The organism is Halomonas urmiana (genome assembly GCF_005780185.1).
Taxonomy (GTDB): domain Bacteria; phylum Pseudomonadota; class Gammaproteobacteria; order Pseudomonadales; family Halomonadaceae; genus Halomonas; species Halomonas urmiana.
Window position 1 is genome coordinate 53029 of sequence record NZ_VBUI01000010.1, and the last position, 14926, is coordinate 67954.

General features: G+C 67.4%; 14 protein-coding genes. 9 read left to right on the forward strand and 5 right to left on the reverse strand.

The window, feature by feature from the left end; all coding sequences use genetic code 11:
* Positions 1–15: 15 nt before the first annotated feature.
* Positions 16–537: a 2-amino-4-hydroxy-6-hydroxymethyldihydropteridine diphosphokinase gene (gene folK / locus FEI13_RS07945; RefSeq protein WP_138181013.1), complete on the reverse strand. Its 522-nt coding sequence runs from the start codon at positions 535–537 to the stop codon at positions 16–18.
* Entirely contained in the window at positions 537–902 is a 366-nt protein-coding gene (gene folB, locus FEI13_RS07950) for a dihydroneopterin aldolase (protein ID WP_138181014.1), read from the reverse strand. Before folB ends, folK begins: the two co-directional genes overlap by 1 nt.
* Positions 903–1115: 213 nt before the next feature.
* Between folB and FEI13_RS07955 the strand changes: the two genes are divergently transcribed.
* On the forward strand, positions 1116–1670 hold the full coding sequence (locus tag FEI13_RS07955; RefSeq protein ID WP_420841579.1) for a glycerol-3-phosphate acyltransferase: 555 nt from the start codon (positions 1116–1118) through the stop codon (positions 1668–1670).
* 146 nt (positions 1671–1816) lie between these two features.
* On the opposite strand, the gene tsaD is transcribed toward FEI13_RS07955, so the two are convergent.
* Positions 1817–2851 carry a tRNA (adenosine(37)-N6)-threonylcarbamoyltransferase complex transferase subunit TsaD gene (tsaD, locus tag FEI13_RS07960; RefSeq protein ID WP_138181015.1) on the reverse strand — a complete coding sequence of 345 codons (1035 nt, stop codon included), beginning with the start codon at positions 2849–2851 and terminating at the stop codon, positions 1817–1819.
* Between the two features lie 266 nt (positions 2852–3117).
* Between tsaD and rpsU the strand changes: the two genes are divergently transcribed.
* The 3 genes from rpsU (at position 3118) to rpoD (ending at position 7345) form a co-directional block, all read left to right on the forward strand.
* Positions 3118–3333 carry a 30S ribosomal protein S21 gene (gene rpsU / locus FEI13_RS07965; protein WP_013333229.1) on the forward strand — a complete coding sequence of 72 codons (216 nt, stop codon included), beginning with the start codon at positions 3118–3120 and terminating at the stop codon, positions 3331–3333.
* Between the two features lie 128 nt (positions 3334–3461).
* On the forward strand, positions 3462–5285 hold the full coding sequence (gene dnaG, locus FEI13_RS07970; protein ID WP_138181016.1) for a DNA primase: 1824 nt from the start codon (positions 3462–3464) through the stop codon (positions 5283–5285).
* A gap of 221 nt (positions 5286–5506) precedes the next feature.
* Positions 5507–7345 (forward strand): RNA polymerase sigma factor RpoD, encoded by a 1839-nt coding sequence (gene rpoD, locus FEI13_RS07975; RefSeq protein ID WP_138181017.1) that lies wholly within the window; start codon positions 5507–5509, stop codon positions 7343–7345.
* Between the two features lie 183 nt (positions 7346–7528).
* Here rpoD and FEI13_RS07980 read toward each other — a convergent pair whose 3' ends face one another.
* Both FEI13_RS07980 and FEI13_RS07985 read right to left on the reverse strand, forming a co-directional pair.
* On the reverse strand, positions 7529–8182 hold the full coding sequence (locus tag FEI13_RS07980) for a hypothetical protein (protein WP_138181018.1): 654 nt from the start codon (positions 8180–8182) through the stop codon (positions 7529–7531).
* Positions 8183–8247: 65 nt separating this feature from the next.
* Positions 8248–9210, reverse strand: coding sequence for a LysR substrate-binding domain-containing protein (locus FEI13_RS07985; RefSeq protein WP_138181019.1), 963 nt, complete (start codon positions 9208–9210; stop codon positions 8248–8250).
* 203 nt (positions 9211–9413) lie between these two features.
* On the opposite strand from FEI13_RS07985, the gene FEI13_RS07990 reads away from it, so the two are divergent.
* From FEI13_RS07990 to FEI13_RS08010, 5 genes are all read left to right on the forward strand, one after another.
* Positions 9414–10793: an L-serine ammonia-lyase gene (locus tag FEI13_RS07990; protein WP_138181020.1), complete on the forward strand. Its 1380-nt coding sequence runs from the start codon at positions 9414–9416 to the stop codon at positions 10791–10793.
* 351 nt (positions 10794–11144) lie between these two features.
* Positions 11145–11921 (forward strand): ABC transporter ATP-binding protein, encoded by a 777-nt coding sequence (locus FEI13_RS07995; RefSeq protein ID WP_138181021.1) that lies wholly within the window; start codon positions 11145–11147, stop codon positions 11919–11921.
* Positions 11918–12664 (forward strand): ABC transporter ATP-binding protein, encoded by a 747-nt coding sequence (locus FEI13_RS08000; protein ID WP_138181022.1) that lies wholly within the window; start codon positions 11918–11920, stop codon positions 12662–12664. Before FEI13_RS07995 ends, FEI13_RS08000 begins: the two co-directional genes overlap by 4 nt.
* A gap of 94 nt (positions 12665–12758) precedes the next feature.
* Positions 12759–13979, forward strand: coding sequence for an ABC transporter substrate-binding protein (locus tag FEI13_RS08005; RefSeq protein WP_138181023.1), 1221 nt, complete (start codon positions 12759–12761; stop codon positions 13977–13979).
* 58 nt (positions 13980–14037) lie between these two features.
* Entirely contained in the window at positions 14038–14925 is an 888-nt protein-coding gene (locus FEI13_RS08010; RefSeq protein ID WP_138181024.1) for a branched-chain amino acid ABC transporter permease, read from the forward strand.
* Position 14926 lies beyond the last annotated feature (1 nt).

Sequence of the window (14926 nt, forward strand, 5' to 3'; positions counted from 1 at the left end):
CCCGGGCGGGCTGGGCTACTTCTCCGCGCGGGAAAGCCACCGTCCCTGCCAGGTGAAATCCACCGGCCAGAGGCGCTGTTCGCCGGACGCGAAGCGAGCCCAGTGGTCGCGATAGGTCGCGCCGGTGAGGGGGTGGCGTGCGTCGGGCAGCAGCTCGGCCAGCGGCTGGAGCACGAAGGCGTGATGCAGGATCTCGCCGCGGGGCAGCTCGACACCGTCATGGTGGCCGCTGAGCGCGCCCACGGTGAGCAGGTCGATGTCCAGGGTTCGCGGACTGAACTTGGGCACGTCCTTGCGCCGGCCGTGGGCGAACTCCAGGCGCTTGCACCAGGCCTGCAGCTCGCCCACCGAGCGTTCGCTCTCGAAGGCTACCACCAGGTTGTAGAAGTTACGGCCGTCCTCGAAGCCCACGGGCTCGCTCTCGAAGATCCGCGATATGGCGAGCCGGCCGAAGGCCTCCTCCATCGCGTCCAAGCAGGCCAGGACGTGATGCTCGCGCTCGATGTTGCTGCCGATGCTGACGGTGACCCGGGCCATCAGGCGTCTCCTGGTCGGGAGCCGCGCGCGATGGCGACACCTACCGCGCTGGCTGCGGCCACGGCCCCGGGCTTGCGCACGGTCAGGCGCAGCCAGGCGATGGCGAACTCGGCGCGCAGGGTCTCGGCTAGGCGCTCGGCGAAGGTCTCCACCAGGGCAAACTGATGCTCCCCGGCGAAGCCGGCGATACGCTTGCTGATGGCGGCGTAGTCCAGGGTCTGGGCGATGTCGTCGCCCGCGGCGGCGGGGCGGATGTCGGTGCCCAACTCGAGATCGAGGCGCAGCGTCTGGGTGATGGTGCGCTCCCAGTCGTAGACGCCGATCACGGTGTCTACCTCGAGCGCGTCGATCAGCACAAGATCCATCGGGGCTCCCCGGTCGGTGGTGGTGGCGGACCTGGTTGATGCGCACAGGATAGGCGAGGCTCCGCCTGCTGGCGCCCGATTGTACGCCAGCGCGCTCCCGGGCGACACCGCGAGCGGCAGGCCTGTCGTCCCTGGCCCCTGGCTGGCAGAATCGAGGCATTATCCCGGAGGAGCCCGCCCGTGGAGGTGCCACTCGACCTCATCCTGCCGCTGATGGCGATCGGCTATCTCAGCGGCACCTGGCTCGGCGCCCTCGCGGTGTGTCGGTGGGCCGGCGTGGGCGACCCGCGGCTCGCCGGCTCGGCCAATCCGGGGTTTTCCAACGTGCTGCGCCTGCATGGCCCGCGCCTCGCCCTAGCCACCCTGCTCGTCGACGTGATCAAGGGCATGCCGGTGCTGTGGCTCGCCATGGGGTATGGTCTGCCGCCCTGGGGGCTGGGGCTCGTCGGGCTCGGCGTGCTGCTGGGGCATGCCTATCCGGCCTGGCACCGCTTTCGCGGTGGCAAGGGGGTGGCCAGCGCCTTCGGCGTGATGCTGGTCCTCACACCCTGGGTGGCGCTCTGCTGCGCCGGGCTCTGGACCCTGCTGGCCTGGCGGGTGCGTACCGCGGCCGTGGCGTCGCTGGCCAGCGCCGCCATGGCGCCGCTGGCCAGCATCTGGCTGGCGCCGGAGTTCGTGGGGGTGGTGATGGTCTTCACGCTGTTGGTGTTCGGGCGCCACGTGCTCAATATCCGCCGGCTCGGGCGCGGCAGTGAGCCGCCTCTCTAAGCTGGAAGCTTGAAGAGCGTCGCTTCGCTCCTGGAAGCTTGAAGAGCCGGGCTATGCCCGGAGCTGAAACCCTTCAGCTGTAAGCAGGAAGAAAAACCCTGACTCCAAGGCTGGTGACATCATGGTGCTGCCTTCCAGCTTCCAGCTTACGGCTCCCGAAGGGTGTCCATGGGCCAGCGCGGCACCGCCTTCATGATGCCGGTCTCGTCACGCTCGCCGGCCAGCAGGCGCTGGGCCCCCACATAGGCAATCATCGCCCCGTTGTCGGTGCAGAAGCGGCCGCGCGGGTAGTAGGCCCGGGCGTCGCGCTTGGTGCATTCGCGCTCGAGCCGCTCGCGCAGCCGCACGTTGGCGCTCACGCCGCCGGCGACCACCAGACGCTTGAGGCCCGTCTGGTCGAGGGCGCGGCGGCACTTGATCACCAGGGTGTCGACCACCGCCTCCTCGAAGGCGCGGGCCACGTCGGCGCGGGCCTGGTCGTCGAGCTCGTCGGCGCGCTCCAGCTGGCGGATGGCGGTCAGGGTGTGGGTCTTGAGCCCCGAGAAGCTGAAGTCCAGCCCCGGGCGGTCGGTCATGGGCCGCGGGAAACGGAGCCGACCGGGGTCGCCCTGCTCGGCCAGGCGCGCCACCTGGGGGCCGCCGGGGTAGGCGAGCCCGAGCATCTTGGCCGCCTTGTCGAAGGCCTCGCCTGCGGCGTCGTCCACCGACTCGCCGAGCAGGCGATAGCGGCCCAGCCCCCGCACCTCGACCAGCTGGGTGTGGCCGCCGGAGACCAGCAGCGCCACGAAGGGGAAGCCGGGCGGCGCGTCCTCCAGCATGGGCGCCAGTAGGTGGCCCTCCATGTGGTGGACGCCGAGCACCGGGATGTCCAGCGCCCGGGCCATGCCGTGGGCGGTGCTGGCGCCGACCATCAGTGCGCCGACCAGGCCGGGGCCGGCGGTGTAGGCGATGGCGTCGAGTTCGCCGCGCGACAGGCCGGCGTCGTCCAGCACCTGCTGGATCAGTGGCAGCAGCCGGCGCGTGTGGTCGCGGGAGGCGAGCTCCGGCACCACGCCGCCGTACTCGGCGTGCATGGCGATCTGGCTGTAGAGGGCGTCGGCGACGAGGCCGCGCCCGGTCCCGGTGTCGAAGATGGCGACGCCGGTCTCGTCGCAGGAGGTCTCGATGCCCAGTACGCGCATGATATCGGCTCGGTAATGCGTGGATGGCGGCATTCTACGCATTTTGCCCCCTGTCGGCAGCAGGGAAACGATTTGCACGAGCTCGGTCGGACGACTAGAATGTTGTCCGCTGTAAGACTGGGTCGTGCACCCAGGGGCCATTCCCCGCGTATTCACGCATCGTTCCGGTTCGCCTGGCGATCTCGGAGCGTGTTTCGTGGTGGTAACAGACCCCGCCGGTGTGCGTACAAACCGAACTCAAGTTACCCAAGGTAGGTGAGTGCTTAATGCCTTCTGTTAAAGTACGTGATAACGAGCCGTTTGACGTCGCGTTGCGTCGCTTCAAGCGTTCCTGTGAAAAGGCCGGTGTCCTCTCGGAAGTGCGTCGTCGCGAGCAGTACGAGAAGCCGACCGCAGAGCGCAAGCGTAAGGCGGCCGCGGCCGTCAAGCGCCATGCCAAGAAGCTTCAGCGTGAGCGCAAGCGTTTCGAACGGCTCTATTGATCCGTACTGGAGTCGGTGAGGGCATCCGGCCCATGCCGTCTCAAGAGGGACGCCAAGCGGCCGCCTAACGGTGGCCGCTTGTTTTTGTCGCCTCCCGTTCGCTTTCCCGCTCCTCGCAGGTTGTCCGCATGTCCGGTCAGATCCCCCAGCGTTTCCTCGATGATCTCCTGGCCCGGGTCGACGTGGTCGAGGTGGTCGGCGAGCGCGTGAAGCTCAAGAAGGCCGGTCGCAACCATTCCGGGCTCTGTCCCTTTCACCAGGAGAAGTCGCCGTCATTCACCGTCAGTGCCGACAAGCAGTTCTATCACTGCTTCGGTTGCGGCGCCCACGGCAATGCCCTGCGCTTCCTGATGGAATACGACAAGCTGCGCTTTCCCGAGGCCGTGGAGCAGTTGGCCGCCCGGCTCGGCATGGAGGTGCCCCGCGAGGGCGCCGACGATCCGCGGGCCCAGGCGCGCGAGCGCAAGCGCAAGGAGGGGGTCAACCTGCTGGAGCTGTCGGCCAGCTACTTCCGCGAGCGGCTGAAGATGCCGGAGGGCGACAGCGCCCGTCGCTACCTCGCCGACCGGGGGCTGTCGCCGGAGGTCCAGCAGACCTTCGGCATCGGCTGCGCGCCGGCCGGCTGGGAGGCGCTCAAGCGCCACCTCTCCGAGCGCGGCATCGCCGAGGCGGTGCAGATCGAATATGGCCTGCTGGTGCATCACGAGGACAGCGGACGCACCTACGACCGCTTCCGCGACCGGGTGATGTTCCCGATCCGCGATATCCGCGGGCGCACCATCGCCTTCGGCGGTCGCGTGCTGGGCGATGCCAAGCCCAAATACCTCAACTCCCCCGAGACGCCGGTGTTCCATAAGGGGCGCGAGCTCTACGGCCTCTATGAGGCGCGCCAGGCCAATTCGCGGCTCGAGCGGGTGGTGATCGTCGAGGGCTACATGGACGTGGTGGCACTGGCCCAGTTCGGAATCCGCAATGCCGTGGCGACGCTTGGTACCTCGACCAGCGAAGAGCACCTGAGCCGGCTGTTCCGCATGGTCGGCGAGGTGGTGTTCTGCTTCGATGGTGATCGCGCCGGCCGCCAGGCCGCGACCCGGGCGCTGGAGACGGTGCTGCCGCAGATGATCGATGGTCGCCAGGCGCGTTTCATGTTCCTCCCCGAGGGGGAGGACCCGGACACCCTGGTGCGCCGCGAGGGGCCGGAGGCCTTCGAGGATCGCATCACCTGCGCCAGCCCCCTGTCGGAGTTCCTCTTCGATCACGCGGCCGAGGGGCGCGACCTGGGAACGATCGAGGCGCGCGAGCGCTTCGCCAGCCAGGTGCTCGCGGCCATCGGCAAGTTGCCGGAGGGGGTGCTGAAGTCGCTGCTGCTGGGGGAGCTCTCGCGGCGCACCGGCGTCGATCAGTCGCGCTTCGAGGCGCTGGTCGCGCCCGTCGAGGCTCTATCGAGCGAGCCGCCCCTGGCACCGGAGGCTGAGTGGCGCCCCGAGGACGAGGGGCGCGAGGCGCGCCCGGTGCCGGGTAAGGGGCAGCAGGCTCTGAGCCTGATGGGGCGCGTCCTGCAGCTGCTGGTGCACGAGCCGCGGCTGGTGGAGCGCCTGCCCGAAGACGACGACTGGTGCGACCAGCCGGACCCGGAGGCGCGGCTATGTCGCGAAGTGGTGCGGCTGCTCAGGGCGGGCGGATATCGCAGCGCCCAGGTGCTGCTGGCCCACTTCCACGGCACCCCCGAGGGGGAGCGGCTGGCCGAGTTGGCGCGCCGGGAGCCGCTGGTCCCCCGGGGTGTGCGAGGCGCCGAGTTGGACAATTGGGTGGCCTATTTCCAGCGCCATCGCCAGCAGCAGTCGCCCTTGGAAGAGTATGAGGCCTTGCTGTCGCGAATGCAGGCAGGGGAGCGGCTGTCGAAGGAAGAGGGTCAGCGGCTGAATGAACTGTTGATGGAGCTAAAGAGCTAAGGGCTCGTCGTGGCGGGGGTTGAATTTTCTGCCACTATCACCACATACGAGGAAGCTGCCTTCGAAAGGCGTAACCTCACAACCTAACACACCTGAATGACCGCGCAAACACACCGAACTGGCAGGAAGGTGGCCTTACCCGCTATACTGTCCGGCTTATCGAGTTTTCACCGCCTCAGTACTTCAGGTGCTTCATTCTTCTTCGTCGAGATAGGGTTTCTATGGCTGGAAATGCGCAGCAGCAGTCACGTCTGAAGGAGTTGATCGCGCGCGGCAAGGAACAGGGCTTCCTGACCTATGCCGAGGTCAACGACCACCTTCCCGAGGATATCGCCGACCCGGATCAGGTGGAAGATATCATCGGCATGATCAACGACATGGGCATCAGCGTCGTCGAGGTAGCCCCCGATGAAGATACCCTGATGATGTCGGATCAATCCGCCGACGAGTCGGCCGCCGAAGAGGCCGTCGCCGCGCTCGCCGCGGTGGAGAGTGACGTGGGTCGCACCACCGACCCCGTGCGCATGTACATGCGCGAGATGGGCACCGTCGAGCTCCTGACCCGCGAGGGCGAGATCGAGATCGCCAAGCGCATAGAGGAGGGCACCCGCGAGGTAATGTCGGCGTTGGCCTACTTGCCCGGTGCGGTCGACTCCATCCTCGACGCCTACGATGCTACTCAGGACGAGGAGGCGCCCGGTCGTCTCTCCGACCTGTTCTCCGGCTTCATCGATCCCGACGAGGGGATTCCCGGCGTCGCGGAAGCTGAAGTGCGCGAAGAGGAGCCCCGCGACGAGTCCGAGAGCGACGCCGAGGGCGATGCCGAGGCGGAGGAAGAGAGCGTCGGCGGCCCCGATCCCGAGGAGGCGCGTGCCCGCTTCGAGCAGATTCGCGAACAGAACGCCGCGGCCCAGGCGGCCATCGAGGCCCACGGTCGCGCCTCGAAGGCGGCTCAGGAAGAGCTCGCTCGCCTGGCGCAGCTGTTCTCGCCGATCAAGCTGGTGCCCAAGCACTTCGAGCGTCTGGTCGGCCAGGTACGCATCAGCGTCGAGCAGGTGCGCGCCCAGGAAAAGGCCATCATGCAGCTCTGCGTGAAGAAGGCCAAGGTGCCGCGCAAGACCTTCATCAAGGCCTTCCCGGGCAGCGAATCGCGTCCCGAGTGGCTCGACGAGTTCGGCGCCGCCAACCCGAAGTACGCGGCGCGCCTGGAGCCGCTGCGCGGCGATATCCAGCGCTCCCAGCGCAAGATCGCCTTCGAGGAAGAGATGATCCAGCTGGCGGTGACCGAGATCAAGGAGGTCAATCGCCGGCTCTCCATCGGCGAGGCCAAGGCGCGCCGGGCCAAGAAGGAGATGGTCGAGGCCAACCTGCGTCTGGTGATCTCCATCGCCAAGAAGTACACCAACCGCGGCCTGCAGTTCCTGGACCTGATCCAGGAGGGCAACATCGGCCTGATGAAGGCCGTCGACAAGTTCGAATACCGCCGCGGTTACAAGTTCTCGACCTATGCCACCTGGTGGATTCGTCAGGCGATCACCCGCTCGATCGCCGACCAGGCGCGCACCATCCGTATTCCGGTGCACATGATCGAGACCATCAACAAGCTCAACCGCGTGTCGCGGCAGATGCTGCAGGAGATGGGTCGCGAGCCGACGCCCGAGGAGCTCGGCGAGCGTCTCGAGATGCCTGAGGACAAGGTCCGCAAGGTGCTCAAGATCGCCAAGGAGCCGATCTCCATGGAGACGCCCATCGGTGACGATGACGACTCCCACCTGGGCGACTTCATCGAGGACGGCACCATCCTGCTGCCCATCGACTCGGCGACCGGCGAGGGGCTGATCGAGGCCACCCGCAACGTGCTCGGCGGCCTCACCGCCCGCGAGGCCAAGGTGCTGCGGATGCGTTTCGGCATCGACATGAACACCGACCACACCCTCGAGGAGGTCGGCAAGCAGTTCGACGTCACCCGCGAGCGGATTCGCCAGATCGAGGCCAAGGCGCTGCGCAAGCTGCGTCACCCGTCGCGCTCGGAGTCGCTGCGCTCCTTCCTCGACGAGTAACCTGCCGGAGTAACCCGCTGGCGCCCGCCCGAACGACGACGCCCGCAGCCATCGGCTGCGGGCGTCGTCGTGTGTGGGGCACCTTGTCGGGGGCGTGGCGAGGCGATGTCACAAGCAAGCATCGTGGTATGGCAGCGGCGGCGCCAGTGCCATGCGGGGCCGGCAATCCGGTCCGGTCGCGTCTCAGTCGGCGCTGAGGCGGCGCCAGCGGCGCACCAGCAGCACCAGCTCGATCATGGCGAAGAACAGCAGGGTATAGCCGAACAACTCGGTGACCTCCTCGGCGGCGTCCTTGAAGGTGCGCAGGTAGGCCTCGCCGAGGATCGCCTGCCACATCTCGCTGCGTCCGAAGAGCCGCGAGTAGACGTAGGTGGTCAAGAAGCCCGCGGCGAACAGGCCGAACGAGAAGCTGTTGGCGTAGCGCTCGAACTCGCGGGCGAAGGCGTGGCGGCTGCGGATCACCACGAAAAGAACAGGCAGCACTAGCAGCGCGACCAGCGTCTGCCAGGCACCATCGAACACCCAGGCATCCAGCCAGGCATCCTGCTCGCGAATCAGCGAGGCCAGCGGCAGGGCCAGCAGCAGCAGGGAGACGTGCGTCAGCCGCGGGCTCGTCAGGCGCACGTAAAGCGCCAGGCCGGTGCTGCCGGCGAGCAGCAGCGACTGGGCAGGTTCGACGAAGCCGCGCTCGGAGAATCGCTGGCCCTCGAGCCCCAGCGCCTCGATCATCACGCCCTGCATCAGCAGGCCGATCAAGATGATATAGAGCAGGGCGCGCAGGCTGGTGGCACGAAAGTCGATGGGCGTGGGCACTTCGGGGGGGAGATGACGTGGCATGGGTGTCTCGGGGTGAATCACATTCATTGGTGAATGTATATGATACCCGGCTCGCCCGCGGCTGCCTATCGATTACGAAGCGTCAATTCCACGGCGTCTATCTCCGCCCCCTCCGGCGCTCGCCGGGCCTCCTCGACGAGCCAGTCGTGCACCGCGGCGACCCGGCGATCGTCGAGCGCCCCCGGTGCATGGACGATGCCGTAGTGCATGCCGGTCGCTACGCGCTGGGCGAAGGGCGCGATCAGGGCGCCGCTGCCGAGTTCTCCGCGGATCAGGGTCTGGCGGGCGATGGCGACGCCCATGCCGGCGATGGCCGCCGCCATGGTCAGGTGGTGGCGGTTGAAGGTATAGCCCCGGCGCAGGTTGAGCGGCGGCGCCGCGATGGCCTCGAGGTAGCGCTCCCATTCGGCGTGCTCGTGACTTCCCCGCCAGGCCGTGACGTCGTGCAGCAGCGGGTACCAGGCCAGGTCGGCGGGATGGCGCAGGGGCGGGCGTCCCCGCAGCAGGGCGGGGGCGCAGACCGGGAAGATCCGCTCCTCCATCAGCGGCGTGATGGCAAGCCCCGGGGCGTGGCCGTCGTTAAGGTCCAGCGCCAGGTCGAAGTCGCCGTCGCGCAGCGAGACGCTGCTGTCCTCGGCGGTGACGTGCAGCTCGATATCGGGAAAGCGCGCCTGCAGCCGCGGCAGGCGCGGCATCAGCCACTTGTGCAGGAAGGAGGGCACCGAGCGCAGCCGGATCACCCCGCTCATCACCCCGCTGCGCAGCCGCCGCACCTCGAGCCCCACCGCCTGATAGGCCTCGTCGACCACTGCCGCCAGGCGCCGCCCCTCCTCGGTCAGCTCCAGTCGACGCGGCCGGCGGAGAAACAGCTTGAACCCCAGTCGCTGCTCGAGCTGCTTGATCTGCTGGCTGACGGCGCCGGTGGTCACGTGCAGCTCCTCGGCCGCCCTCGTGAAGGAGAGGTGGCGAGCGCTGACGGCGAAGACCTTCAGCCCGGCGTGGGTCTGAGCGTTAAGATTCGGGTTCATGGTTTAGTCATTCTATATCGCGGACCAGATATTCTCGATTGTCGGTGCGCCACTTCGCCGCCATGATGAGGCCATCTATCGGCAGGCGTCGAGTGGCTTTAGTTTAACTGTCTGATGAACGATCAGGCGGCCGCAGGCCCTGAAAGCCGGAACGCCGGAACGCCGGAACGCCGGAACGCCCGGCCCAGACACGAGGCATCATCATGGCAATCAGCGTCTTCGACCTGTTCAAGATCGGCATCGGTCCGTCCAGCTCCCATACCGTCGGCCCCATGCAGGCCGCCTACGATTTCGTGCAGGTGCTCAAGCGTCGCGAGCTGCTCGAGCGCGTGGCGCGCATCGAGGTGCACCTGCACGGTTCGCTCTCCGCCACCGGCAAGGGGCACGGCACCGACCGGGCCATCATCATGGGGCTGATGGGCGAGCGTCCCCAGCACATCGACCCGGCGATCGTCTCGCCGTGCATCGAGGAGCTGCTCGAGTCCCAGGCCCTGATGCTCGACGGCCGCCTGGCGATCCCCTTCCGCTGGACCCGAGACCTCGAGTGGCACGACGAGAGCCTGCCCTACCACCCCAACGCCATGACCCTGGTGGCCCACGGTCATGCCGAGGAGCTCTACCGTAACGTCTTCTACTCGGTGGGCGGCGGCTTTGTGATCGACGAGGTGCAGGCCGCCAGTGGCGAGCTGGACTCCGACACTACGGTGCTGCCCTTCGATTTCAACAGCGCCGGCGAGCTGCTGGCGCTGTGCCGGCTGCACGGCCTGCGCATCAGCGAGCTGATGCTCGAGAACGAGAAGGCCTGGCGCAGCGAGGCCGAGGTCCGTGCCGAGCTGTGGCGGATCTGGGAGGCCATGCAGGCCTGCGTCGATCAGGGGTTGGCCGCCGAGGGCGTGCTGCCCGGCGGGCTCGAGGTGCGGCGCCGCGCCGCCGCCCTGCATCGGCGCCTCGAGGCCATGGACGACGACCGCAGCCTGATCGCCACCACCTTCTCGGCGATGGACTGGGTCAACGTCTTCGCCCTGGCGGTCAACGAGGAGAACGCCGCCGGCGGGCGCATGGTCACCGCACCGACCAACGGCGCGGCGGGCATCATCCCGGCGGTGCTTCACTACTACATGAAGTTCCAACCCGAGGCCGACGAGCGCTGCGTGGTCGACTTCCTGCTGACCGCCGCCGCGGTGGGCATCCTGTGCAAGAAGAACGCCTCCATCTCCGGCGCCGAGGTCGGCTGCCAGGGCGAGGTTGGCTCGGCCTGCGCCATGGCGGCGGCGGGACTGACCGAGGTGCTGGGCGGCACGCCGGGCCAGGTGGAGAACGCCGCTGAGATCGGCCTGGAGCACAACCTGGGGCTCACCTGCGACCCCGTCGGCGGGCTGGTGCAGGTGCCCTGCATCGAGCGCAACGCCATCGCCTCGGTCAAGGCCATCAACGCCGCCCAGATGGCGCTGCGCGGCGACGGCAACCACTTCATCTCGCTGGACAAGGCGATCCGCACCATGCGCGACACCGGCGCCGACATGCAGGATAAGTACAAGGAGACCTCCAAGGGCGGTCTCGCGGTCAACGCCATCGAGTGCTGACGACCCTCGACACGCGACGATGTCGTGAACGGTGCGGCCCGGCGGGCCGCCGAGCAGATCAGGCGCGATGCCCCGGAGGGGGCATCGCGCTTTTTTTTTGCCCGACATGGTTTGCAAGCTATTGATAGCGCGGGCGTCTACACCATTGGTCGAGTTCCGGCGTTCTCCTGTTGCCCTGTCGCCTTCGCTCCTCTAGCTTACGTTAACGTAAAGTGTAGAGTGTTCTCCGGGGTCGCGTGATGGTGCATCACGGGCCCTCGATGCCGGCACCGCCACAACAACGACAACGGCCGACAACAACGACAACAGCATCCACGGCGGATCGCGCCAGCGATCCAGAGAGGACCCACCATGACCCAGGAGTTCATACTGGAAACTCGCGGGTTGACCAAGGAGTTTCGCGGCTTCACCGCCGTGGACGACGTCAATCTGCGGGTCCGGGAAGGGCACATCCACGCCCTGATCGGCCCCAACGGGGCCGGCAAGACCACCGTCTTCAATCTGCTCACCAAGTTCCTGCCCCCCACCCGCGGCGAGATTCTCTATCGCGGCAAGCCGATCACCAACATGCGAGCCAACGAGATCGCCCGGCTCGGCCTGGTGCGCTCCTTCCAGATATCGGCGGTGTTTGCCCACATGACCGCCATGGAGAACGTGCGCGTGGCGCTGCAGCGCCGCCTCGGCACTTCCTTTCACTTCTGGAAGTCCGAGAAGAGTCTCGAGCACCTCAACGACCGGGCCATCGAGCTGCTCGACGAGGTCGGCCTCAAGGAGTACGCCGACGTGCTCACCGTGGAGATGCCCTACGGGCGCAAACGGGCACTGGAGGTGGCGACCACCCTGGCGCTGGATCCCACGGTGATGCTGCTCGACGAGCCGACCCAGGGCATGGGCGCCGAGGACGTCGACCGTATCGTCGAACTGATCCGGCGGGTCTCGAAGGGCCGCACCGTGCTGATGGTGGAGCACAACCTCAGCGTGGTCAGCCGCCTGTGTGACCGCATCACCGTGCTGGCTCGCGGCAGCGTGCTGGCCGAGGGCGACTACGAGGCCGTCTCCCGCGACCCGCGGGTTCGCGAGGCCTACATGGGCAGCGATGCCGAGACAGAAGAGGAGGCCAGCGCATGAGCCAGGCCGCACAGACGCTCGGCGAGTACCCTGAGCGGGATGGCGCCGAGATGCTGCGCATCGGCGACCTGCATGCCTTCTACGGCGAGTCGCACATCTTGCATGGCGTCGACTTCGACGTGAAGCGCGGTGAGCTGGTGACCCTGCTGGGACGCAACGGCGCCGGACGCAGCACCACTCTCAAGGCGATCATGAACATGGTCGGCCGGCGCACCGGCTCCATCGTCATCAACGGCACCGAGACCCTGGCCATGAAGCCGCATCGTATCCCGCGGCTCGGCGTGGGCTACTGCCCCGAGGAGCGCGGCATCTTCGCTAGCCTCGACGTCGAGGAGAACCTGCTGTTGCCCCCCACGGTGCGCAGCGGCGGCATGGGGATCGATGAGATCTATGCGATGTTCCCCAACCTCTACGAGCGTCGCCGCAGCCAGGGTACCCGGCTCTCGGGCGGCGAGCAGCAGATGCTGGCCATGGCCCGCATCCTGCGCACCGGGGCCCGGATGCTGCTGCTCGACGAGATCACCGAGGGGCTGGCGCCGGTCATCGTCCAAGCGCTGGGCGAGGTGCTGGTCAAGCTCAAGGAACGGGGCATGACCATCGTGCTGGTGGAGCAGAACTTTCGCTTCGCCGCCCCCCTGGCCGACCGTCACTTCGTCATGGAGCACGGCCGCATCATCGAGGAGATCAGCGCCGCCGAGCTTCCCTCGCGGCGCGAGCACCTCAACACCCTGCTGGGGGTGTGACGGCCGCGCCATCGGCTCGTGCACCGCAAGCATCCGCATCGACAATCATCCGTATCGACAACAACAAACGGCCCACCGGGCCACGGAGATGAACATGATCTTCAACAGGAAGACCCTCGCCAGCAGCATCGCCCTCGCCGCCACCGCCCTGGTCGCCAGCGGCGCCCAGGCGCAGATGAGCAACGACGAGCTGCGCATCGGCTACCTCGCCGACATGTCCGGCACCTACCGCGACCTGGCCGGCCCGGGTGGCCTCGAGGCCCTGAAGATGGCCGTCGAGGACGTCGGCGGCGAGGTCAATGGCGTGCCGATCGAGGTCTTCAGCGCCGATGACCGCAACAGCGCCGACGTCGGTGCCAACACCGTGCGTGGCTGGGTGGATCAGGAGAACGTCGACCTCGTCGCCGGCATGGTGGCCTCCTCGGTCTCCATCGCCGTGAGCAAGGTGCTGGAAGAGGCGGGGGGCCTGGCCATCATCTCCGGCTCCGCGGCCTCGAGCATCACCAACGAGCATTGCACCCCCAACCACATCCACTGGGTCTACGATACTTATCCGCTGGCTAACGGCACGGCCAAGGCCGTCGTCGAACAGGGGGGCGATACCTGGTTCATGCTCACCGCCGACTACGCCTTCGGCCATGCCCTGGAGGCCGATGTCACCAAAGTGGTGGAGCAGAATGGCGGCGAGATCATCGGCGGGGTGCGTCACCCCTTCCCGACCAGCGACTTCTCCTCCTACATCCTTCAGGCCCAGGGGTCCGGGGCGAAGATCGTCGGCCTGGCCAACGCCGGCTCCGATACCGTCAATGCCATCAAGACCGCCAGCCAGTTCGGCCTGGTGCAGTCCGGCCAGCAGCTCGCCGGCCTGCTGATCTTCCTCAACGACGTCCACGCCATGGGTCTCGAGGCCACCCAGGGCCTGCTGCTGACCACCGGCTGGTACTGGGACATGGACGAGCAGTCCCGCGAGTGGGCCCAGCGCTACTACGACCGCGTGGGCAAGATGCCGACCATGGTCCAGGCCGGCGTCTACTCCAGCACCATGCACTACCTCAACGCCGTGGAGGCCGCCGGCACCGACGAGGCCCAGGCGGTCCGTGCCCAGATGGCCGAGACGCCCGTCGAGGACTTCTTCGCCCGCAACGGTCGCATCCGCGAGGATGGCCGCATGGTTCACGACATGTACCTCGCCGAGGTGAAGTCGCCGGAGGAATCCACCGGGGAGTGGGACCTCTACGAGATCAAGAGCACCATCCCCGCCGACGAGGCCTACCGCCCGCTCGCCGAGAGCCAGTGCAAGCTGGTGCAGAACTGAGCGAGTCGAGGCAGGGCGCCGGCCACGGCCGCCGCCCCTCTGACGGGAGGAACGTGACATGACGATAATATTCGGGGTGCCGTTGGCGGTGTTCATGGGTCAGCTGATGCTGGGCCTGATCAACGGTGCCTTCTATGCCCTGCTGAGCCTGGGGCTGGCGGTGATCTTCGGACTGTTGAAGATCATCAACTTCGCCCACGGCGCCCAGTACATGCTGGGCGCCTTCGTGGCGATGCTGGCCCTGGAGTACCTGGGCATCAACTACTGGGCCGCACTGCTGCTGGTGCCGCTGGTGGTGGGGACCCTGGGGGTGGTGATCGAGCGGCTGATCCTGCGGCGCATCGCCCACCTCGACCACCTCTACGGGCTGCTGCTCACTTACGGCCTGGCGCTGATCCTGGAAGGGACGCTGATCAACATCTTCGGGGTGTCCGGGTCCAGCTACCCGACGCCTGAGGCCCTCCAGGGCGGCCTGAACCTCGGCTTCATGTTCCTGCCGACCTATCGTGCCTGGGTGCTGGTGGCGGCGCTGGTGGTCTGTGGCGGCACCTGGTTCATCATCGAGCGCACGCGCCTCGGGGCCTACCTGCGCGCCGGCACCGAGAACCCGGCGCTGATGCAGGCCTTCGGCGTGAACGTGCCGCAGCTGATTACCCTGACCTACGGGTTTGGCGTGGCGCTGGCCGCCTTCGCCGGCGTCCTCGCGGCGCCGCTCTACCCGGTGTCGCCGACCATGGGCTCGAGCCTTCTCATCGTGGTCTTCGCGGTGGTGGTGATCGGCGGCATGGGGTCGATCCTCGGCGCGATCATCACCGGCCTCGCCATGGGGCTGATCGAGGGCCTCACCAAGGTCTACTACCCCGAGGCGGCCAACACCGTGATCTTCCTGGTGATGATCCTGGTGCTGCTGCTGCGCCCCGCGGGTCTCTTCGGTAAGGAGGCATGAC

Coding starts and splice junctions, on each gene's coding strand:
- rpoD (WP_138181017.1), top strand. CDS start 5,507: ATGGCTGGAAATGCGCAGCAGCAGTCACGTCTGAAGGAGTTGATCGCG.
- dnaG (WP_138181016.1), top strand. CDS start 3,462: ATGTCCGGTCAGATCCCCCAGCGTTTCCTCGATGATCTCCTGGCCCGG.
- FEI13_RS07990 (WP_138181020.1), top strand. CDS start 9,414: ATGGCAATCAGCGTCTTCGACCTGTTCAAGATCGGCATCGGTCCGTCC.
- FEI13_RS07995 (WP_138181021.1), top strand. CDS start 11,145: ATGACCCAGGAGTTCATACTGGAAACTCGCGGGTTGACCAAGGAGTTT.
- FEI13_RS08000 (WP_138181022.1), top strand. CDS start 11,918: ATGAGCCAGGCCGCACAGACGCTCGGCGAGTACCCTGAGCGGGATGGC.
- folB (WP_138181014.1), bottom strand. CDS start 902: ATGGATCTTGTGCTGATCGACGCGCTCGAGGTAGACACCGTGATCGGC.
- tsaD (WP_138181015.1), bottom strand. CDS start 2,851: ATGCGCGTACTGGGCATCGAGACCTCCTGCGACGAGACCGGCGTCGCC.
- folK (WP_138181013.1), bottom strand. CDS start 537: ATGGCCCGGGTCACCGTCAGCATCGGCAGCAACATCGAGCGCGAGCAT.
- FEI13_RS07955 (WP_420841579.1), top strand. CDS start 1,116: ATGGCGATCGGCTATCTCAGCGGCACCTGGCTCGGCGCCCTCGCGGTG.
- rpsU (WP_013333229.1), top strand. CDS start 3,118: ATGCCTTCTGTTAAAGTACGTGATAACGAGCCGTTTGACGTCGCGTTG.
- FEI13_RS08010 (WP_138181024.1), top strand. CDS start 14,038: ATGACGATAATATTCGGGGTGCCGTTGGCGGTGTTCATGGGTCAGCTG.
- FEI13_RS07980 (WP_138181018.1), bottom strand. CDS start 8,182: ATGCCACGTCATCTCCCCCCCGAAGTGCCCACGCCCATCGACTTTCGT.
- FEI13_RS07985 (WP_138181019.1), bottom strand. CDS start 9,210: ATGAACCCGAATCTTAACGCTCAGACCCACGCCGGGCTGAAGGTCTTC.
- FEI13_RS08005 (WP_138181023.1), top strand. CDS start 12,759: ATGATCTTCAACAGGAAGACCCTCGCCAGCAGCATCGCCCTCGCCGCC.